The organism is Candidatus Liberibacter africanus PTSAPSY (genome assembly GCF_001021085.1).
GTDB classification, from domain to species: domain Bacteria; phylum Pseudomonadota; class Alphaproteobacteria; order Rhizobiales; family Rhizobiaceae; genus Liberibacter; species Liberibacter africanus.
The window spans coordinates 294772-317329 of sequence record NZ_CP004021.1; the positions used below are offsets into that span (position 1 = coordinate 294772).

Genomic DNA, 22558 nt, shown 5'->3' on the forward strand with positions numbered 1-22558 from the left:
TCTCATTTACTAATGGAGATTCAAAAAAGAAAACAACCTATCATACAGCAGAATCACTGTTTCTTTTCTTAACTTCTTCTTTACGGGAGACTTTATCTAAAACAGCATTAATAAATTTTGGCTCATCCCCATAAAAAAAATCATATGCTATACAAACATATTCAGAAATAATAACTTCCACTGGAACAGAATGACATTCGATTAACTCAAATACACCAGCCCTAAGAATAGAACATAAAATCAAATCTAATCTAGAAAAACTCCATTGCTCTGACAAACAAGATGAAATCAATGAATCAATCTGCTGTTTTTTACCAGTAACACCATACACAATGGTACGAAACCATTCTGAATCAACATACGCATAAACATTGTCTACATCTAACGTTGTATCTGCACAGAATTGATTTGTTTCATATTCTGAAACCACTTCTATTGCACTACAAGCGACAATATCAAGTTGGTATAATGCCTGTACTGCTGAAAGCCTTGCTATCCCTCTCCGATGAGATAACTTAAATTCTATTTTATCATCTTGTATAGTCATAAAACTTATTGAGACAATCTATTTTTCAATTCAATCATTGTAAGAACAGAACGTGCTGCACATCCACCTCTATCTAAAAGATAAGGATCAACACGCTCAATGGCTTGTTGTTCATTATCTACTACAACAATTCCATTTCCTAAAGGAAAAGAATATTTTATCGAAAGGTCTACGAGCCCGTGTGTTACTGCACGTGCTATAATATCACAATGAGAAGTCTCTCCTCTCATCACAACACCAAGAACAATAATTCCATTATATTCTATATCACGCTTTTCAGCATTCATTACCATGCTAATAGCAGCTGGTATTTCTAAAACACCCGGCGTTACTATATGATCCCATCCAACATCTCTATTTTCCAGCACATTGACACAACCTGTAAGAAGATTTGCAGAATGCTCTTCATAGAAACGAGCCTCTACAATCAAAACACGAGGGATCAAAACTTCCATCACTGATACTCCACTATACTCTTCATTTATAAAATTTTAAATATTACTATCATCTTTACAAATAATAGGCATACACAATTGAGAGAAATAACGCATCATATAATCTACTTCTATGTTGATCAAATCACCTGTTTTATGCATCTTCCAAGTGGTTTTCTCGATAGTATGGCGAATCAATAATACATCAAAAAAAAGATCATCTACTAAATTCACCGTCAATGATACTCCATTAAGGCATACGGACCCCTTCACTACTATAAATTTCTTCAAATGACGGGGAAGACTTAAACGACAATACATGGAATCACCGATAAAATCTAGAAAAAGAATCTCTACTGTACCATCAATATGTCCTGATACAAGATGCCCATCCAACCGATCACTTAATTTCATAGAACGTTCTAAATTAATAAAAGTACCAATATCCCATGAAGATGTATTTGTCAGACGATTAGTCTCCGCCCAAATTTCCACTTCATACCAATTATCAACTGAATTATCTTCTGGTAGTCGTACAACTGTTAAACAAATACCAGCATGCGCTATAGAACAACCGATCTTCATTTCAGAAGTATTGTAAGAGGTCATGATACACAATCGCATACCTTTAGCTATTGGTGTCATAGCTACAATTTTTCCTATATCCGTCACGATTCCCGTAAACACAAATTTTTCCTTACATACTCACAACAAACGTCAGAACCAAAATAATCACGTCGAACACATATAAAATTTTTTTCAAGATATTCTTCTTCTAAAGGAAAAGAAATACCACCCTTACCGATCACTTTCTTTGATCTATAAATAAAAATAGAATCTACCAATTGAGCATTGACGAAAGAACGAGACACCATCGCTCCTCCTTCTACTAATAAAGAAGTAATACCACGATCTACCAATATGGCTAATAATCTTTCCAAATGATGACAGTCACAATAGATAATGTCTATATTCTTTTTTTTAAAAGAAAGAGCAAGCACAGGATCATGATTTTCCGTGACTATAATCACAGGGGCTAATGATCTAGTTTTTATAATTTGAGAATCAAGAGATAATTTGAAATGCGGATCTAAAATAACACGAACAGGAGAACGATCATTCAAGCCATTCAATCTACAAGTTAATTGCGGATTGTCAGAAAGTACTGTACCTATACCTACAAGAATAGCATCTGACTGCGCTCTCAATAAATGCACCTGATTTCTTGAAATAAATCCCGTAATAGGAATAGATCCACATCCTATCATACCAATCATATTATCTTGAGATACAGCAATCTTGAGTGTTACATGAGGACGATTTTTCACTTGACGAGTTAAATAAGGATCAAGAAGTATTTTTCCTTCTCTTTCCATTATTCTATCAACAATAATTCCATTTTGCAGTAGCCATTGTAACCCTTCCCCCGACACTCGCAAATCAGGATCATCCACACATACAACAACACGTTTCACTCCAGATTCAACAATATATTTTGCACAAGGAGGAACTTGTCCATAATGAGAACAAGGTTCTAAAGTAACATATGCTGTTGCACCTTGTGATTTTTCTTTTGCCTCTTCAAGAGCCAATGTTTCAGCGTGAGGACGCCCTCCACAAGCAGTTACCCCTCTTCCAACTATAATGTCATTCTTAACAATCAAACAAGCAACGGAAGGATTGGTCGCAGTCAAACCCGTATGCCAACGAGAAAATCTTAACGCAGCAGACATAAACCTTGCATCAAGAACAGATACGGACACTAGATGCGATTCCTATAGAACAAGACAATAACAGAAAATATGAAAGAGTCCCCCTTGCAATCAGTAGTTTCAAATAATCTCTCCTCTAAAGATGATCACATCATAATGTAAACCATAAAGAACACGACTAATTTATGCAGAAGAAGTGAAATCATAGATAGGGAAATGATTAATAAATTCTCGAACTTTATGCAAAACCGTCAACTCTAATGAACTATTTTGTTCACCAGACAAAGATCCATCCAGAACTTCTGAAATCAATTCTGCAATATATTCAAAATCTTTTTCTTTTAATCCTCTGGTTGTTCCAGAAGGAGTACCTAGACGAATACCCGAAGTGACAAATGGACTTTCAGGATCAAACGGAATGCTATTTTTATTACAAGTAATAGAAACTCGACCAAGAATGTTTGCAGCATTATTACCTTTTATCCCCTTAGAACGCAAATCCACCAACATCAAGTGATTATCCGTACCACCAGAAACGATATCAAATTCTAAAAATTGTAGCTTTTTAGAAAGAGCTTGCGCGTTAAGCACAATCTGTTTAGCATAATCTTTAAAATCAGAGCTTAGCGCTTCACCAAAAGCAACTGCTTTAGCTGCAATAGAATGCATAAAAGGCCCCCCTTGCATCCCTGGGAATATAGCCTTGTCAATTTTTTTAGCTAAATCTAACTCGTTGGTCATTATTAATCCACCACGCGGACCTCTTAAAGATTTATGAGTCGTAGTAGTTACTACATGACAATGAGGAATAGGAGAAGGATGCTGACCTCCTGCGACAAGACCAGAAACATGTGATATATCTGCCATCAGATACGCACCAATAGAATCCGCAATTGAACGAAAACGTCCCCAATCCCACAAACGAGAATAAGCCGTACCACCTGCTATAATCAACTTAGGTTTGTGTTCAAGAGCTAAACTCTCAATCTCATTCATATCAAGCAAACCATCTTCTTTTCTCACATTATAAGGAATAGCTTTAAACCACTTTCCAGACATGTTTACCGATGACCCATGAGTTAAATGTCCTCCCGAATCTAAACTCAAGCCCATAAAACTATCACCAGGATGCAACAATGCCAAGAATACTGCTTGATTCATCTGAGATCCAGAGTGAGCTTGAACATTAACGAAATTAACACTAAATAACTTTTTTGCCCTCTCAATTGCAATGTTTTCAATATCATCGACATACTTACAACCACCGTAATAACGATTGTCAGGATATCCTTCCGCATATTTATTGGTAAGAAGAGACCCCTGTGCTTCTAAAACAGCACGCGAAACTATATTTTCAGATGCAATCAACTGTATCTCATCACTTTGCCGACAAGATTCTTTTTCAATTAAAGAAAAAATATCTGGATCAGATTCTATCAAAGATTGATTTAAAAAATTATTCTTACTTATCATAACCATTGATGTAACTCCCTATGAATCGAGCGCTCTCCTACCATAGAGCAAAAGAACAAAGACCAGTTAAACATACACCCTACAACAAAAGATAAAAATTTAGGCAGAATCTACAGAATGTTCTTCCGGAAGAGGGATCGACTCTATATGAATATTATCTAATCCATAAATATCATCCCGAAACTGTATAATAGAATCCTTTGTCGACCATGCCGAGATGTAAATAAAATGAATAGGAATCTCTTTAGTGAGCTGAACTGGAGTAGTTTTACGCGTCTTTACAACTTCTTCTATATTATAGCGCGACCAATTAGAATTGTTTTTAAGAAGCCATATGTTTAAATCCATTATATTCCTTACACGTACACATCCAGAAGTTTCAAAGCGTAAAACATTATCGAATAAAGTCGGGTCAGGAGTATCATGCATGTAAGTGTTGTTTCTACTATAAAATTCAATTTTAGTTGAAGCCATTGCGTTAATCTTCCCAGGATCTTGCCGAAAAAGAAAATTAGGAGCATCGGCGCTATCCCAATCAACTTCATCTGCAAAAACCTCTTTACCCCGATCATTAATCATATGGATGTTATTCTCCTTCAAGTATTGAGGATCTTGACGCTGAATAGCCATTATATCTTTTTGAATAATAGAACGGGGAATAACCCAATAAGGATTAAAAACAATACGATTGATTCTAGAGTGTAAAATGGGAGTTTGACGATCTACCTTACCAACTATAACCACGCTGCGCAGTTCTACTCTACCACTGTCTACAGCTTCTAGAGATGCAGAAGGAATATTCACCATTACATAACGGACGCCCATCTTTTTTCCGAGAAGATTATTAATGCGTAAAAGATTCACACGTAACTGTCGAATTCTCATTTCTACTGAAACATTGAGAGCCTGGAGAGTGGAATCGTCCACGATTCCACTGGGCAGTAATCCATGCCGTATTTGAAAAAATTTAACCGCAGATTCAACATATGAATCGAAAACCGAAGAAAATCCCTTTGAAGAATCAAGATCTCCTGAAATAATGAGTCTTTCTCGTAATCTTTGCACTAGAACGCTAGAAGATCCCAAATGTAAATGATGGGATTCTAATTGTGGCCATCCTCCTCTATCCTGTATACTTTGGTAAAATGCAATCGCTTTCTCCATTTGAGCAACGGTCATCTTACTGACAAGTGCAGAATCTGAATTAACACTCATTTCTGAACGAGAAAGAACGTTATCGAAACGACCATCTATCGAAGTATGGTAAGATTCTTTAATCATTTCATCTAGTACATCAGCACGAGCGGGATATCTTATAACAAAAACAACCATAGGTAACATCAAATAAACAAAAAAACGATGCAAAATCTTATTTCTTTTCAAATATTCAATCATACTTATCCCTAATGTTTTTGATATCGAGAATACCGTATAAAAAGTATCATATATTTCTAAAAATCACAAAATAAAATTGCAAACACAATATCAAATATAAAATATCACAGGAAACTTTGAATATTAAAGTATTTTGAAATGAAATAGTAAATATTTAAATGGCTATCCGCATAACTTTCACGCTCATTACTCAGAGACGATATGCAATTTGATCTCCCCAGAAACGATTTAAACGATGTAAGAGTCTATTCATTAAAATAAAATCATCCGCCGATAATCCTCCCACTTTATCAATCGACTCTACATGACGTTGATAAAGATTAGAAATGATATTTGCTATCTCTTTTCCAGAATCGGTCAAACTAATACGAATAGATCTCTTGTCAATACGAGATCTTTGATGATTAATAAAACCGAGCTCTATTAATTTTTTCAAATTGTACGAAACATTAGAACCTAAATAATATCCTCGTGAACGTAATTCTCCAGCAGTTAATTCAAGGTCACCAATATTAAAAAGTAAGAGTGCTTGTACGGCATTTACATCGCTCCGCCCTCTTCTTTCAAACTCATCTCTTGTCACATCTAAAAGACCTCTATGTGACCGTTCAACCAAACGTAAAAATTCTGTATATAAAATAGATAGATCATGTTCGACAACACAAGTTGTCCTTGATTGTATATTATTTTTCATATAAAGCCCCTTGGTTTTAAAAAAAAATATAATTCTTGTAACCATACAAGGGGAACATTAACACATACTATTCAAGTTCTAATTAAAACTCAGCCTTAATACCACGTTATCAATTATGCTATTTATATTATTAACATCAGCTATCAGCTTATTACGATCACGTATACTACAAATCTCAAACATTAATAATACAAATAAAACAAAGAAAAATTAAGAGAATAATAGAACAAAATTGATCCCTAATAATTCTTATTTCTTATGAAGAAAAACTATCAAAATTCATTTATAAATGGGTAGTTCATAGCAAAAATAGCAGATATGATATTAAGGTAAAATTAAAAATTGAGATCCATCAACTAATGAGTAAATTCTCCAATTTATCGTTGTATTTTAACTTTTACCTTGATGTTTTATGTGATACTGCTTGTGAAAAATAATCTACGAGGATACGACTTTGTGTGAGACTAATGCAATTAATAATAAAATATATTGCCATCGACGCATGAGAAGAAACCGTAAAGCAGATTGGATACGAAAACTTGTTTGTGAACAGCAGTTATCTGTCAATGATCTTATATTTCCCATATTTTTAACTTCTGGAAAAAAAATAATAGAACCAATAGATTCTATGCCTGATGTTACGCGTATGAGTATTGATATTGCAGTAGAAAAAATCAAAAAAGCAGCTGATTTAGGAATACCAGCTATCACCATATTGCCTAATATACCGATAGATTTACGCGACAATATGGGATCAAATATTCTGGACTATAATAATCTTATTAATGAAGGGATTAGCACTATCAAAAAAAATATCCCTGATATAGGCATAATCACAGATGTTGCCTTAGATCCCTTCACCATACATGGGCATGATGGCATATTACATAATGGTGAAATTATTAATGATGAAACAGTAGAAATAATATCACGTGCGGCAGTCGTGCAAGCAGATGCTGGAGCAGATATCATCGCTCCATCAGATATGATGGACGGGCGCGTGCGGGAAATTAGAAAAAAGCTTGACAGTAATGGACATATAAACGTTAGCATTATGCCACATGCTGTCAAATTCAGTTCTTCATTCTATGGACCATATCGTGATGCAATTTCTACACGAAAACTTTTGAAAGGAGATAAAAAAACTTATTATCTCGATCCCGCTAACGCAAAAGAATCAATTCGTGAAGCTTGTATCGATATACAAGAAAGCGCCGACATGCTTTTAATAAAGCCTGGATTACCTTACCTAGACATCTGTTTTCGCATCAAAGAAAAATTCGGATTACCCACTTTTGCCTATCAAGTATCCGGTGAATACGCTATGATCAAAGCCGCTTCTCTTCAAGGATGGATAAATCAAAACGATACCATGATGGAAAGTCTATTAGCCTTTAAACGTGCAGGATGCGATGGAATTTTTACTTATTTTGCAATAGAAGCAGCCCAGATTCTTAATCATCTTTAAAATGATTAAATATACTCGTTGAAATATTTATCAACAATGCACCTGCAAAGTAAAAAACACTTCAATACATCCTTACTCTTGAAAGAGTTTTCGGGAATGTCATTTATAGAGAAGTAATTTATTTGATACTTATTGGAACGCTCGAAAACTAATGGGATTTATTGAGGTGAGATGTTATTTTTGATTTGAGACCACTACAAACACGCTTTGATGCCATTTAAATTTCATGTATAAAAAAGTTTGACCTGACTAAGTAAGGATCATCAGAATATTCCTGGATGTCAGCAGTAAAGCGCTCTACTTATGAAATGGTTTCTTCGGTATTGATTGCAATCTTGGATGAAATATCTCCGAATTGTTCCGCTGACATGAACTCCATCCGCAAAGCAGCTAGTTTTTATATTCTCTTAGCTCACGAAGTGCTTGATTTTCACGATCAAGAAGGCAGAGAACACTCTCTACTCACTTTCTAACTAAAACCTCTATGATTCTTTTTTTCATCATTGGAAAAAAAGGATAATCAGTCCATAATCTTGGAATCAATCGAACTGTTGCTAACATCTTATTTTATAACAAACTATTTTTTATCATGTAGTTCATTCTTTATGTTATTATTGAAATAGGGATTTCACCTTTTACTGACAGCAAACAATCCAAAAATACTTACTCTCTTCCAGAAATTTTAAGTAGATATGCCTTGCATGACGTAGGTTCTATATCTTTACGCTTATAATAATTTTGAAGTGCACCATACTAATATTCATATCCCAAGATCTTGTAGCCTGAGAACATGATAGGTAAAATCCAATAACTTAAAAATTAGGTCTATGATTTATTGTTTTTAATGCTAATCATGAAATACACAACCCATTGATAATAAATGATAAAAACACTTAATTTTCATTATTTTTTTCTTATAACACTGCAGAAATACCAGCAACATTCAAATCCACTGCATAAAATATTACTGAATCAAAAACTTACCTGAACGAGGGAATCCTTTTGGAACAATGGAACCCGCCCCCCCACGCTTACCTAACCATCCTAATAAATCATTTTGAGATCGATTATAACAACGCCCTGCAGAATCTATCCAGTTAAGCCCATCACACATTTTGAAACATATAACATCAGAAATAGTTCCGTCTTTATACGATTGCAAACGCACACCTTTGCCACGAATCATCTCAGGAATCTGATCTATAGGAAATATTAATAATTTACGATTTTCTCCTACAACAGCAATGTGATCACCCGTTACCTTCACCGCTAACTTCATTGTCTCTTCAGCAGAAACTTTTAAAAATCGTTTGCCTTTACGAATATTAGAAATAATTTCTGATTCTTTCACTATAAAAGCATTTCCATTACTGGAAACGACTAATAATTTACCTGTAGGATCATGAACAAATGCCGTAACAATGTCTTGATTATGATTAAGATCAATTAAAAGCTGTATCGCTTCTCCATGACCCCGTCCACTTAACAAATTACTAGCAGGCAGAGTGTATGCTTTACCGTCCGTTGATAAAAGCAATATTCTTTCCGTAGTATAAGAATGAAAAGCTATTTTTAAATCATCACCTTCTTTAAAATTAAGAGAAGACAAATCAACCGCATGCCCCTTTAAAGATCGTATCCAACCTCTATTAGAAATGACAACTGTTATAGGCTCCTTTTCAATCATTGCCTGTTGCACTATTGCTCTATCGGTCCTTACATCATCACAGAATATTGTACGCCGCCTACCCAAATCTGTTGATTTAGAAAAAATATCCCTTACTTCACGAATCTCACCGGCTATTTGGTCCCATTGTTTGTCTTCCGAGCTTAACAATGAATTAATTTTTTCCCTCTCAATGAGCAAATCATCTAATTCCGACTTGATCTGATACTCTTCTAGCTTACGTAACGAACGCAATCTCAAATTGAGTATGGAATCCACCTGATTATCTGTCAGAGAAAAACGTGACATCATTACCGGTTTTGGCTTATCTTCATTCCTAATAATGGCGATAATCTCATCAATATTCAGATATGCAATCAATAAACCTTTTAATATTTCTACCCGTCGATCAATCGCTTGCATCCGAAAAGAAGATCTGCGAAAAAGAACTTCTCGGCGATGCGCAAGCCACTCTTTTAAAATACCATCAAGCGACATAACTTGAGGAACACGACCCATTGAAAGAACATTCATATTCAATGGAAATCGTGTTTCCATATCACTTAACATAAACATTGATTCCATCAACAAATCAGGATCTACTGAACGATTTTTAGGAAATAAAACAATTCGGACATCCTCAGCAGATTCATCACGTATGTCCTCTAACAAAGGTATTCTTTTGGTTATAATAAGCTCAGCAATTTTTTCAATTAATCGTGACTTTTGTACTTGATATGGGATCTCAGTAACAACAATACACCATGAACCACGCCCAAGCTCTTCAACAGACCACTTAGCACGGACTCGGAATCCCCCTCGACCTAAACGATAGGATTCTAAAATGCTTTCACGACTTTCAACAATAATACCACCTGTTGGAAAATCAGGGCCCACAATATATTCAAGTAACTTTTCTATCGAAATTTTTGGATCATCAATCAAAGCCAGAGCTGCGTCACAAATCTCGTGAACATTATGCGACGGAATAGAAGTTGCCATACCAACCGCTATACCAGATGAACCATTCGCTAAAAGATTTGGGAATTTCCCTGGGAAAACAATCGGCTCTAAATCTTCTTCATTATATGTATCACGAAAGTCGACTGCATCTTCATCAATCCCCTGCAAAATCAACTCAGCAACCTGAGTCATGCGCGCTTCCGTATAACGATACGCCGCCGCACTATCACCATCAATGTTCCCAAAATTACCTTGTCCGCTAATAAGAGGATATCTCTGAACAAAAGATTGCGAAAGACGTACTAAAGAATCATATACAGATTGGTCTCCATGGGGATGCAATCTACCAATAACCTCACCAACAATACGGGCACTTTTCTTAAAAGCAGAATTGAAGTCTAAACCCATTTCACTCATTGCATGAATAATGCGTCTGTGTACAGGCTTAAAGCCATCTCGCAAGTCAGGAATTGCACGCTCCTTAATTGTAGATAAGGCATATGCAAGATACCTTTCTTCCAAAGCAGAGCGCAGAGGAATAGATATAACATTTTCTTCAACTAAAGTATTTGAATTAGAAACGTTATCAGTAGCCATAAACCTCACTCTTCATAGAAAAACACCTTATTTTAACTTCCCAAAATCTGTAAATCACATAACTTCTAATACTGATTCTGCAATATAAAAATCAATCAAATTACGTACAAAACTAAACACAAATGATCATAATAAGAAAAATAAGGGTAACACTCCTCTATAAACTAAGATAATTTCAAAAATAATCCAAATAAAACAAAAGATTATCACAAACAATGAACAATTAAGAACCATGTCTTATGACTATTAAACTTACAATCACAAACAAACAAAGCCATTAACCACTAATACCTATACCTATTGGACTACTGACTTCTCTTTTCTATAGGGACATAATCTCGACTCAACGCCCCCACATAAAGTTGACGAGGCCGCCCTATCCGTCTCGATGGGTCCATTATCATCTCTTTCCACTGAGACACCCAACCCGCTGTACGCGCGATTGCAAACAACACCGTAAAAAAATTTGTTGGAAAACCCAACGATCTCAATGTGATTCCAGAATAAAAATCAACGTTAGGATAAAGTTGCCGCTCAATAAAGTATCCATCTTCAAGAGCAATTTTTTCTAATTCAATTGCAACTTGCGCTATCGGATCATTATGATTTCCCGTTTTATCCAGAACTTCATACATAGTCTCCCGCATAATTCTACACCTAGGATCATAATTTTTATAAACACGATGCCCAAAACCCATAATGCGAAATGGATCATTTTTATCTTTAGCGCGCATTATGTAATGCGGAATACGCTCAGGCGAACCTATTTCCATCAACATATTAAGAGCCTCTTCATTAGCTCCACCATGAGCACACCCACCAAGACAAGCTACGCCAGCTGCGATACAAGCGAAAGGATCTGCCCCAGAAGATCCCGCTAAACGTACCGTAGAAGTCGAAGCATTCTGTTCATGATCAGCATGTAATATAAATATACGATTCATAGCGCGGGCTAATAAAGGATCTACATGGTATTCTTCACAAGGCGTCGAAAAACACATATGTAAAAAATTTGAGGCGTAATCCAAATTACTCTTTGGATAAACAAAAGGTTGTCCTATGTAACGTTTATAAATCATTGCTGCTATAGTGGATATTTTAGCAATTATGCGCAAGGATACAGTCCCGCATTTTTCCAAAGTCTGAACATCAGAAGGATTATAGTAAAAAGACGATAAGGCGCCTATTGCACCCATCAACATAGACATGGGATGTGCATTGTATGGGAAACCAGTAAAAAAGCGCGACATACCCTCTTTGAGTAATGCTTTCTTTGAGATTTTATCATTAAAATCTCTTTGTTGGCTCACGTTGGGTAATTCCCCATATAGCAACAAGTAACAAACTTCTAAAAAATCACTCTTCTCTGACAACTGCTCAATCGGATAACCACGGTACAACAATATCCCATTACAACCATCAATGAAAGTTATTTGAGATTCGCAAGAAGCCGTAGAAGAAAAAGCAGGGTCATACGTAAAAATATCATTTGTGTAAAGAGATGATATATCTACTACAGGAAGGCCAAGACTACCTCTTCTTATTGGAAGATCAATTTCCTCATTTCCTAAACGGAGTTTCGCAAATTTATCCATCATAAACAATTTTCCTCAAAAAAATCTTTTGCTGCCGACAAACAGATTAACAATTAAACAATAATTACCAGTACCCAAATGAACAAATACTATGATATTACATAGCTAAAAATATTCTTTAAATTTCTAAAAATAATTTTGTAACAATCTATATTTTAGTAATCAATATATGCTTAAAAAAATTTTCACTCTGTTGCACTATAATATGCAATATTTAAAACACCTTATACAATTAGAACAAGAACATGGGAGGATTTTTTTATTTATTCCCGTTTTTCTCGCATTCGGAGCAATATCATGGTTTATTTATAACCCAGATATACCTCCTTGGGAAATTGGATTGAGTACTCTTATTATGGTTCTCATTCTAATCAAAACTCGATATTCGCATCCTCATATATTCCTTATCATAAGCGCATTCGTATATTTTTTAATAGGGATGATGCTAGCATTTATCGAAACTACACGCAATCCTACTACACTTCTTTCTCAGTCCATTACAACTAATTTACGCGGAATAGTCAAATGGAGCGAACCCTTACAAGATGGAAAATGGCGTTATCTAGTTCAAATTTCTGAGACGGACTATTATCAATCAGAGCTGTTATCACAACAAGTAATGTTATCTGTCACTGACAAACACGACCATTTTCCCTCTGGCACAAAAATAGATGGAATAGCAAAACTACCACCACCATCAGGGCCCGCTCTTCCTGGGCTTTTTGATTTTAGTTTTTTTTCTTATTATAAAGGTATTAGCGCAGTTGGATATTTTTATTCCATCCCCCAAATAGTATTTTTTTCTGAAACTCAAAATAATTTTAACCAATTTTTATCGTCAATACAATCTTTCTTAAATGAAGTTCGAACCAATATAGGAACATATATTCGAAGAAAAATTTCAGGAGATATTGGCGCTCTTGCTGCAGCACTCATAACCGATGAACGTCGTGCCATATCTAGCCAAACCATTGAAGATCTTCGAAGGTCTGGATTGTCGCATATAATAGCCATTTCTGGAATCAATATGACAATAGCAGCAGGTCTTTTGTTCTTCGGCATGCGCTCAATTCTCGCTTGTTTTCCAATTATTGCAGAAAACTTTTCAATCAAAAAGATTTCATCTTTTGGCGCACTTTTAACAGTAACTGCTTATTTTTTGATATCAGGAGCAAGCATCTCTGCACAAAGAGCCTATATAATGACAGTCATAACCCTTATTTCTTACTTGTGCGAAGTACACTCTATCGGATTACGTAGTATAGCATTAACTGCTATTTTCATAATCTGCATCGCCCCTTCAGAAGTAATAAACCCTAGTTTTCAAATGTCTTTTGCCACAACTGCCGCCCTTATAGCCAGTAATTCTAGCTGGGGGAAAAAACGAAATAATCCCCATCCTCTTCTCAAAATTCTGCCAAACAAAGGGAAAATTGTGACCACAATAATCCAATTTTTCAAAGTGATTTTTCTCACATCCCTTATAGGAAGTTGTTCCGCTTCAATTTTTTTGATAAAACATTTTCACTGCATACCAATATACGGAATAATTGCAAACATCCTTGCTATACCAATATTGTCATTTATAGTTATGCCAGCAGGGCTTGTAACAGCCTTATCAATGACTTTTTCCACAGCAGAAATACCTTTATCTGTAATGGCTTGGGGACTCAATATCATCATTCAAATCGCGAATACAATTTCAACAATTAGCGATGAATTATGTGTTGGAAGAATCCCTCAACCTGTATTCACAACTATGGTCATTGGATTTATATTATTAGTTTTTTTAAAAACAAATATGCGCCATATTGGAACAATCATGATCGGAATTGCAATAGCTATCCTCTTCATTCTTCCTTATTTTCCGTCTCCGGATCTTCTTATATCTGAAGATGGAAAAATCGTCGCATTAGTAGACAATAATACCCTTATTTCAAGTAGTTATAATCATAATTATTTCATATTTTCCCAATGGAAATCAGCTTTAAGCACCACATTCCACGAAACTCCTCAGAAACATCCAGAATATCTGCCGATCAACAATCAATTGTCTTTAAAAGAAACCCTTCAATCAATGAATCCAAGAAAATTTCTCTGTATTAACAAGTCATTTTGTGCTGGGCTCCATCATAAGAGTGGCACAATTATAGGCGTTCTTAAAAGAAAAGATAAAATCCACTTAGCTTGCCAATTATCCGACATCCTTGTAACGAAAATAAAAAATATGAATTCCCAATTATGCAACGTTCCATTAATAATTACGCCAGAAATGTTGCATAAATATGGATCACTAGAAATAACGATAATCCCGTCCTCAAATGACCTCGACAAACCAAAATTTATTATTAAAAAGTCCATAGAAAGTCTTCTTCATCCTTGGACCAAAAATAGAATACAGAAACCCTTTACACATTAAAAAAACGTTGTTCAATCAACCAATATTAGTTGCAAATATGCAATTAATAAACTTAAAATACACCAAAGTATTTTTCCTGAACCACATTAATATAACGAAGCATGTCACATACATTAAATTAAAGATAATAACTATTGTGTGCGATATATAAAACTAGAGACAAATCATATCAGGCGCTCATATTCATCGGATATTGACGTATCAATCCTACTAGTTTCCCCCTAATCTTTATATTGTTCAGGTGAAAGATACGGGTTTTATACGCGGAATTAGCAGATTCTAAGGCTATAGAATCACCCTTTTGTCGAAACCTCTTAATAGCTGCCATTTGATCATCGAAAAACGCTAGGACTATATCTCCTGGATCAGCAGACGTACTACTGAACATAACAACGATGTCGCCTCGCAAAATACCAACTCCGACCATAGAATCGTCTTTAACTTCAAGGGCATAATGATCACCCTTCTGCAACATTGTCGAAGGTACTGGAATATCGTGCATCCTATTTCTAACAGAATCAATCGATACTTCTGCGGCTATACAGCCCATAAAAGGAACTGTAGAACAACAAAAATTATCCTCCTTTATATCCGAAGTAGAACTAAAATCATGCGCAAGTCGTGTAAATAATCTCATATTTTCTGGCACTTTAATAATTTGCAAAGCTCGAGCACGTTTTGGAATCCTGCGAATAAAACCCCTTTCCTCTAGAGAAATAATAAGACGATATATTCCTGATTTAGAAGCAATACTCAATGCTTTTTTCATCTCATCAAAAGATGGAGATATACCTGTAGATTCGAAATACTCCTGAATAAAATATAAAAGCTCCCTCTGCTTAAGCGTCAACATTTTAGGATTTCTCCTCAAACAAAATATTTACCTATATAACATATAAAAATACAGTAATAACAATAACAAAAATCAATTTTCTTTTTTATCTACGTCTATAATATATAGTGTTTAGCGAAAAAGATAGATACCTTTTTCTGATTCTATATTACGCACAGGATTACACACTCTGCATATATTATTTATCCACAGAATACGAAGAAAATAACCTCGATTGGAATCACATGACACATACTAATTCAGAAATACGTCTTGGATACGGCACAACACAAGTCACATTTTGTAACAAAAAGCGTCTTGTACTCATTGCTGGCCCATGCCAAATAGAAAGCCATGAACATACCTTGATGATGGCAGAAAAACTACATGCGATGTGTCAAGATCTCAATATACAATTGATCTACAAATCGTCATTTGACAAAGCAAACCGTAGTTCTCTAACAGGGAAACGTGGTGTAGGACTTGAAAAAGGACGAGAAATTTTCCTGGATTTAAAAAAAAAATACAACTTCCCTATCCTAACAGACGTTCATAATGAACAACAATGTGAAGCAATAGCAGATAGTGTAGATATTTTACAAATTCCCGCACTTCTATGTCGGCAAACTGATTTGTTAATAGCAGCGGCTCGAACAGGACGTGTTATCAATGTGAAAAAAGGACAATTTTTATCACCATGGGAAATGCGTAATGTTCTACAAAAACTCAATGCCAACGGAGCAATGAAAGTGATTTTTTGCGAACGCGGTACTTCTTTTGGCTACAATAACCTCATTACTGATATGCGTTCTATGCCCATTATGGCTTCCATGGGCGTGCCTGTTGTCTTTGACGCCAGTCATTCCGTTCAACAGCCTGGAATACACGGAAATTGCTCTGGTGGAGAAAGACAATTCATCGCTACTCTCGCAAAGGCTGCAGTTGCTACAGGCATTGCTGGAATTTTTTTGGAAACACATCAAGATCCTGATAACGCCCCATCCGATGGACCAAATATGATCAATATAAATGATCTTCCCGAACTATTGTCTCAATTGATTGCTATCGACAAAGTTGTAAAATCACTATAAAAAACTATATTCAGAGGTACTCAACAATATAAAATCAGAAGAAAAAATGATGTTCATTAACAATATTATTGCCCGTGAGGTTATTGATAGCCGCGGTAACCCAACTATTGAAGTAGAAGTTTATCTTGAAGATGGCAGCACGGGACATGCTATGCTCCCTTCTGGGGCATCCACTGGAATTCATGAAGCTTTTGAATTACGAGATCAAGAAAAACGCTATTTTGGCAAAGGGGTTCTAAAAGCTGTTGCATTCGTTAATAATGAGATTCGTCCGGCATTGCTGGGAGAGGATGCAAGAAACCAAATCCTCATCGACAAAATAATGATTGATCTTGATGGAACCCCCAATAAATCTCGTTTGGGCGCCAACTCTATCCTCGGGGTATCCCTTGCCGTATCAAAAGCTGCGGCACAAAGCTGCAATCTCCCTTTATACAAATACCTAGGAGGATGTGCCGCCCATATTCTCCCTGTTCCCCTGATGAATATACTGAATGGCGGCATCCATGCCGATAATGATCTTGATTTTCAAGAATTTATGGTTGTCCCCGTAGGCGCAGAAAATATACGTGAAGCTATTCGCATGGGCGCAGAAGTATTCCACACCTTAAAAAAAGAATTAAAATCACAAGGGTATAGCACTAATGTCGGAGACGAAGGGGGATTATCTCCTAATCTGAAAAAAACTGACTATGCACTTGATTTAATTGTCAATTCTATCGAAAAAGCAGGATATAGTGCGAAAAAAGATTTTTTTATTGCTCTTGACTGTGCTGCCAGCGCGTTTTTTAAAAATGGAAAATATATTTTAAAAGGTGAAAATCTAGAATTTACGTCAGACGATATGGCTTCCTATCTTGCCAACCTTGTTGAGCGCTATCCCATCTGCTCCATAGAAGATGGCATGTCCGAAGATGATTGGCATGGATGGAAAGTTCTGACTCAGAAAATTGGCGCAAAATGTCAACTAGTAGGAGACGATTTATTTGTTACCAATCCTGAGCGTTTACACAAAGGGATAAAGGAAGGGGTCGCAAATTCAATACTCATCAAGCCTAATCAAATAGGTTGCGTTTCTGAAACGCTTAACACTATAGAAACGGCACGTATAGCAGGATATCCTAGCATTATATCCCACCGTTCCGGAGAAACAGAAGATCACACAATAGCAGATTTAGCAGTTGCGACTAATTGCAAACAAATCAAGACTGGATCTCTAACACGATCAGATAGACTCGCAAAATATAATCAATTGATTCGCATTGAAGAAAACCTTGGAAAACAAGCAACATTTGCGGGGAAATCCATTTTAATTTAATAAGAAATGCCTAGCCCAATATGGGTTTAATTGACGCGAACCATTTTATCATGCATCTATGTGAATGTTATTTAATTATACAATATTCTAATAAAATACTTTGATGGTCAAAATTTATGAAAGCGTGGACAGGATATTATAAAAAAAATAAGTTTTATAGAGCAATTTTTCGAATGATAGCTTTTTGTTCTGTAGTTTATTTTACTAATCATGCTATAGGCAATTATGGTTTGAAAGCAACTACAATTCTGGAAAAATCTCTCATTAAACGAAAGGAGTTTCTTTCTACTTTACAAGAAAATCGTTCTAAACTAGAACGTAAAGTCAAATTTATGAGTGATGGATCTTTGGAAAAAGATCTATTAGATGAAAAAGCGCGTTATAATCTTAACTTATCTCGCGGTGATGAAATTATTTTATTCTATTCTGATTTTTAGATGCAAGTCTATTCCTTGCCTGTAAAAGAAAATATATGATTGTTGCATTTGTATGAAATAAACGATGTATGAAATAAACGGTTCGAACACTGTTAATGTGGAGTAAGCTGACAAATAATATGTAGCAAAACAAGACGTGATGTTGGAGATATAAAATGGCTCTTAATCCATCTGAATCTGCTAAAGAAACTAAAACACCTTCAGCAGATATAGATATTCCTTTTTTAAAAGGATTTAAAGTTTCTGAATTTGATAAAAAACAAGAATTATCAGCATATAGATCAATGTTGTTAATTCGTCGCTTTGAAGAAAAAGCAGGGCAATTATATGGCATGGGGATGATAGGAGGATTTTGCCACCTCTGCATTGGTCAAGAAGCCGTTATCGTCGGAATGAAAATGTCTCTTGCAGAAGGCGATCAGATGATTACCGCATATCGAGACCATGGTCATATCCTTGCTTGTGGAGCAACAGAAAAAGAAATAATGTCAGAATTGACTGGTCGCCGAGGGGGTATATCAAAAGGCAAAGGTGGTTCTATGCATATGTTTTCTACTAAACATGGATTTTACGGAGGGCATGGAATTGTAGGAGCTCAAGTTTCTCTCGGAACAGGAATAGCGTTCGCCAACAAGTATCGTAAATCTGACAAAGTATGTGTTGTATGTTTTGGAGACGGAGCAGCTAATCAAGGGCAAGTATATGAAAGCTTCAATATAGCAGCACTTTGGAATTTAAATGTAATTTATGTAATTGAAAACAATCAATATGCTATGGGCACTTCTGTAACCCGATCATCTGCACAAACTAATTTATCCCGGAGAGGAATATCATTTAATATCCCTGGCATACAAGTTGACGGCATGGACGTGAGAGCTGTTAAAGAAACAATGGATAAAGCAGTTGCATATTGCCGTAATCACAAAGGACCAATTATAGTAGAAATGCTGACATATCGCTATAGAGGGCACTCTATGTCCGACCCAGCAAATTACCGTGCTCGTGAAGAAGTAAATGAAATGCGTGCAAATCATGATCCAATTGAACAAGTGCGTAAACGATTACTAGACAACAAATGGGCTACTGAAGATGATTTAAAAGCAATAGAAGTTAGCGTACGTAAAATTATAAATAATAGTGTAGAATTTGCCCAATCTGATAAAGAACCTGATCTTGAAGAACTTTATTCAGATATTCTGGCTTGATCAGGAGTAAATAAGAAATGCCGATTTTAGTAACTATGCCTTCACTTTCTCCTACAATGACAGAAGGAAATATAGCAGAGTGGAAAAAAAATGAAGGAGACTTTGTCAAACAAGGAGATATTCTTTGTGAAGTGGAAACTGATAAAGCAATTATGGAAGTTGAATCCGTAGACGAAGGAATTATAGGAAAAATATTCCACCCTAGCGGAACACAGAATATACGAGTTAATACTCCTATCGCTGCTATTATCCAAGAAGGTGAAAGTACTTCAGACATTGATAAGGTCATCTCAGACAAGGTCATCTCAGAAAATGCCAATATTGTCACATCTTCAGTATTGAATGATACATTTTCTACTAGCAAAGATGATACCGTTGATCATCAATTACCCCAAAATGATACTGAAAATCCTTCGCTTTCAAATGTCCCAACATCTTCTATAACCGTTCGAGAAGCATTGCGTGATGCCATAGCAGAGGAAATGCGGCGAGACAAAGATGTCTTTATCATGGGAGAAGAAGTGGCAGAATATCAAGGGGCCTATAAAGTAACCCAAGGTCTTCTCAAAGAATTTGGCAGTGAAAGGGTAATTGATACTCCTATTACTGAGCATGGTTTTACAGGCATTGGAATTGGCGCAAGCTTTGCAGGATTAAAACCAATTGTAGAATTTATGACTTTTAATTTTGCTATGCAAGCAATTGATCAAATTATTAATTCTGCAGCCAAGACTCGATATATGTCTGGCGGTCAGATGACTACTTCTATCGTATTTCGAGGCCCCAATGGAGCTGCAGCACGCGTTGCAGCACAACATTCCCAATGTTATGCTGCATGGTATAGTCATATCCCAGGGTTAAAAGTCATCATGCCATACACAGCAGCTGATGCTAAAGGTCTGCTTAAATCCGCTATTCGCGATCCTAATCCTGTTATTTTCCTAGAAAATGAAATTCTCTATGGCAGTAGCTTTGAAGTTCCTTTGGTAGATGATTTGGTTATTCCAATCGGTAAAGCACGTATTCATCGTAGCGGGAACGATGCTACCCTCATTTCTTTTGGAATTGGGATGACATATGCCGTAAAAGCAGCGCTTGAATTGGAAAAAAGTGGTATAGATGTAGAGTTGATAGATCTGCGTACTATCCGCCCAATAGACTGGCAAACAATATTTGAATCAGTAAAGAAAACCGGAAGACTAGTAACTGTTGAAGAAGGATATCCTCAATCATCCGTTGGCTCTACAATTGCTAATCAAGTACAAAAAGAAATTTTTGACTACCTTGACGCTCCTATCTTGACAATTTCGGGTAAAGATGTCCCAATGCCCTATGCTGCAAATCTTGAAAAAATGGCTCTTCCTAACGTGGATGAAATCATTAACTCCATTGAATCCGTTTGCTACAAACGAAAGGCAACAAAATAATTATGATACATACAATAACCATGCCTTCCTTATCGCCAACCATGAAAACAGGTAGTATCAAAAAATGGAAGATAAAAAAAGGCGATAAAATATTTCCAGGAGACATCCTCTGTGAGATTGAAACAGACAAAGCAATCATGGAATTTGAGTCCGTAGACGAAGGAGCAGTACATGAAATTATCGCCTTAGAAGGCACAGAAAATATCCCAGTAAATAGCCCTATATTAAGCATTGTAATGGACTATGCCCCCCCTCCTACTCCTGCAAAAGACAATCCTGTAGAGGTAGAAAAAGGATTTTCTGATATCCCTCTTATTTCTTTGGAAAAACAAAAAAGTCACAGAAAAAATAGTCCTATTTCTTCACCTCTTGCACGTCGATTAGCAAAAGAACACGGCATTGACTTATCATCTCTTTCTGGATCTGGTCCACATGGTCGTATAATTAAAGATGATGTTAAATCTTTTATTGCACAAAAAACAAACGTTAACAAATTTCCAAGCACCCAAAATTTTGAATCAATTAATACGTCTGTTGATGATGATATCATAAAAATCTTTGCCGAAGGATCATATGAAGTGATCCCGCATGATAATATGCGAAAAACTATTGCTTATCGTCTCCAGCAATCCAAGCAAACGATACCTCACTTTTATGTATCTATTGATTGTAACATCGATAATCTTCTTTCCTTAAGAGAACAGATGAACCTGATAATACAGGCCAATACAAAAGACACTCCTAACAAAATTTCTGTCAATGATGTGATTATAAAGGCTTTTGCATTAGCAATGACAAAAGTTCCAGAAGCAAATGTCTCTTGGACAACAAATGCACTGATTCAGCATAAGAACATTGATATCAGCGTTGCCGTCAGTATTCCAGGAGGAATCGTTACTCCTATTGTTCGTCAAGTAGATCAAAAAAGTATATCCAGTATTTCTCTTGAAGTTAAAGAACTCATCCAAAGAGCTAAACAACGGAAGCTTAAACCATCAGAATATCAAGGCGGAACAACTTCTATTTCTAATATGGGAATGTTAGGTGTTAATAGTTTTTGTGCTGTGATCAATCCTCCTCAATCAACAATTCTTGCTATAGGGGCTGGTGAAAAGAAAGTTGTTTTTAAAAATGGAGAAATAAAAGTGGCAACTATAATGAACGCCACTTTATCAGCAGACCATCGTTCAATAGATGGAGCTATCGCTTCGAAATTATTAGCTAAATTTAAAGAGTACATAGAAAATCCCGTATGGATGTTAATGTAACTATTTTTCTTAATTAT

19 protein-coding genes are annotated in these 22558 nt (G+C 35.8%); 9 read left to right on the forward strand and 10 right to left on the reverse strand.

Going from position 1 to position 22558, the window contains the following annotated elements; all coding sequences use genetic code 11:
• Nucleotides 1-40 precede the first annotated feature (40 nt).
• The 7 genes from nusB to ldtR all read right to left on the reverse strand — a co-directional run bounded on the left by nusB (nucleotide 41) and on the right by ldtR (nucleotide 6255).
• Nucleotides 41-547, reverse strand: a complete 507-nt coding sequence (gene nusB, locus G293_RS01345; RefSeq protein WP_047263973.1) for a transcription antitermination factor NusB — start codon at nucleotides 545-547, stop codon at nucleotides 41-43.
• Nucleotides 548-552: 5 nt separating this feature from the next.
• Nucleotides 553-1002: a 6,7-dimethyl-8-ribityllumazine synthase gene (gene ribH / locus G293_RS01350; protein ID WP_047263974.1), complete on the reverse strand. Its 450-nt coding sequence runs from the start codon at nucleotides 1000-1002 to the stop codon at nucleotides 553-555.
• Nucleotides 1003-1038: 36 nt separating this feature from the next.
• Nucleotides 1039-1668 (reverse strand): riboflavin synthase, encoded by a 630-nt coding sequence (locus tag G293_RS01355; RefSeq protein WP_047263975.1) that lies wholly within the window; start codon nucleotides 1666-1668, stop codon nucleotides 1039-1041.
• On the reverse strand, nucleotides 1650-2744 hold the full coding sequence (gene ribD / locus G293_RS01360; RefSeq protein WP_047263976.1) for a bifunctional diaminohydroxyphosphoribosylaminopyrimidine deaminase/5-amino-6-(5-phosphoribosylamino)uracil reductase RibD: 1095 nt from the start codon (nucleotides 2742-2744) through the stop codon (nucleotides 1650-1652). The genes G293_RS01355 and ribD overlap by 19 nt, the downstream gene beginning before the upstream one ends.
• 132 nt (nucleotides 2745-2876) lie before the next feature.
• Nucleotides 2877-4172 (reverse strand): serine hydroxymethyltransferase, encoded by a 1296-nt coding sequence (glyA, locus tag G293_RS01365; RefSeq protein ID WP_047263977.1) that lies wholly within the window; start codon nucleotides 4170-4172, stop codon nucleotides 2877-2879.
• Between the two features lie 93 nt (nucleotides 4173-4265).
• Entirely contained in the window at nucleotides 4266-5561 is a 1296-nt protein-coding gene (locus G293_RS01370) for a L,D-transpeptidase family protein (RefSeq protein WP_047263978.1), read from the reverse strand.
• A 190-nt stretch (nucleotides 5562-5751) separates the two neighbouring features.
• Complete coding sequence (gene ldtR / locus G293_RS01375; RefSeq protein ID WP_047263979.1) at nucleotides 5752-6255, reverse strand: transcriptional regulator LdtR; 504 nt, start codon at nucleotides 6253-6255, stop codon at nucleotides 5752-5754.
• Nucleotides 6256-6709: 454 nt separating this feature from the next.
• Between ldtR and hemB the strand changes: the two genes are divergently transcribed.
• Entirely contained in the window at nucleotides 6710-7723 is a 1014-nt protein-coding gene (hemB, locus tag G293_RS01380) for a porphobilinogen synthase (protein WP_404990470.1), read from the forward strand.
• Nucleotides 7724-8001: 278 nt separating this feature from the next.
• Entirely contained in the window at nucleotides 8002-8196 is a 195-nt protein-coding gene (locus G293_RS01385; RefSeq protein ID WP_047263980.1) for a hypothetical protein, read from the forward strand.
• 491 nt (nucleotides 8197-8687) lie between these two features.
• Here G293_RS01385 and parC read toward each other — a convergent pair whose 3' ends face one another.
• Nucleotides 8688-10949 carry a DNA topoisomerase IV subunit A gene (gene parC / locus G293_RS01390; protein ID WP_047263981.1) on the reverse strand — a complete coding sequence of 754 codons (2262 nt, stop codon included), beginning with the start codon at nucleotides 10947-10949 and terminating at the stop codon, nucleotides 8688-8690.
• 305 nt (nucleotides 10950-11254) lie between these two features.
• Nucleotides 11255-12547 (reverse strand): citrate synthase, encoded by a 1293-nt coding sequence (locus G293_RS01395; RefSeq protein ID WP_047263982.1) that lies wholly within the window; start codon nucleotides 12545-12547, stop codon nucleotides 11255-11257.
• A 202-nt stretch (nucleotides 12548-12749) separates the two neighbouring features.
• Here G293_RS01395 and G293_RS01400 point away from each other — a divergent pair, with 202 nt between their 5' ends.
• Nucleotides 12750-14963, forward strand: a complete 2214-nt coding sequence (locus tag G293_RS01400) for a ComEC/Rec2 family competence protein (RefSeq protein WP_158402212.1) — start codon at nucleotides 12750-12752, stop codon at nucleotides 14961-14963.
• Between the two features lie 169 nt (nucleotides 14964-15132).
• Here G293_RS01400 and lexA read toward each other — a convergent pair whose 3' ends face one another.
• Nucleotides 15133-15816: a transcriptional repressor LexA gene (gene lexA / locus G293_RS01405; protein ID WP_047263983.1), complete on the reverse strand. Its 684-nt coding sequence runs from the start codon at nucleotides 15814-15816 to the stop codon at nucleotides 15133-15135.
• A gap of 224 nt (nucleotides 15817-16040) precedes the next feature.
• On the opposite strand from lexA, the gene kdsA reads away from it, so the two are divergent.
• The 6 genes from kdsA to G293_RS01435 all read left to right on the forward strand — a co-directional run bounded on the left by kdsA (nucleotide 16041) and on the right by G293_RS01435 (nucleotide 22541).
• Complete coding sequence (gene kdsA, locus G293_RS01410; protein WP_047263984.1) at nucleotides 16041-16886, forward strand: 3-deoxy-8-phosphooctulonate synthase; 846 nt, start codon at nucleotides 16041-16043, stop codon at nucleotides 16884-16886.
• A 46-nt stretch (nucleotides 16887-16932) separates the two neighbouring features.
• Nucleotides 16933-18204, forward strand: a complete 1272-nt coding sequence (gene eno / locus G293_RS01415; RefSeq protein ID WP_047263985.1) for a phosphopyruvate hydratase — start codon at nucleotides 16933-16935, stop codon at nucleotides 18202-18204.
• A gap of 173 nt (nucleotides 18205-18377) precedes the next feature.
• Nucleotides 18378-18641, forward strand: coding sequence for an FtsB family cell division protein (locus G293_RS01420; protein ID WP_244464429.1), 264 nt, complete (start codon nucleotides 18378-18380; stop codon nucleotides 18639-18641).
• Nucleotides 18642-18925: 284 nt separating this feature from the next.
• The gene (gene pdhA / locus G293_RS01425) at nucleotides 18926-19846 is read left to right on the forward strand and encodes a pyruvate dehydrogenase (acetyl-transferring) E1 component subunit alpha (protein ID WP_244464467.1); all 921 of its coding nucleotides are present in this window, start codon (nucleotides 18926-18928) and stop codon (nucleotides 19844-19846) included.
• 17 nt (nucleotides 19847-19863) lie between these two features.
• Nucleotides 19864-21273: a pyruvate dehydrogenase complex E1 component subunit beta gene (locus tag G293_RS01430; protein WP_047263988.1), complete on the forward strand. Its 1410-nt coding sequence runs from the start codon at nucleotides 19864-19866 to the stop codon at nucleotides 21271-21273.
• A 2-nt stretch (nucleotides 21274-21275) separates the two neighbouring features.
• Nucleotides 21276-22541, forward strand: coding sequence for a 2-oxo acid dehydrogenase subunit E2 (locus G293_RS01435; RefSeq protein WP_200897313.1), 1266 nt, complete (start codon nucleotides 21276-21278; stop codon nucleotides 22539-22541).
• Nucleotides 22542-22558 lie beyond the last annotated feature (17 nt).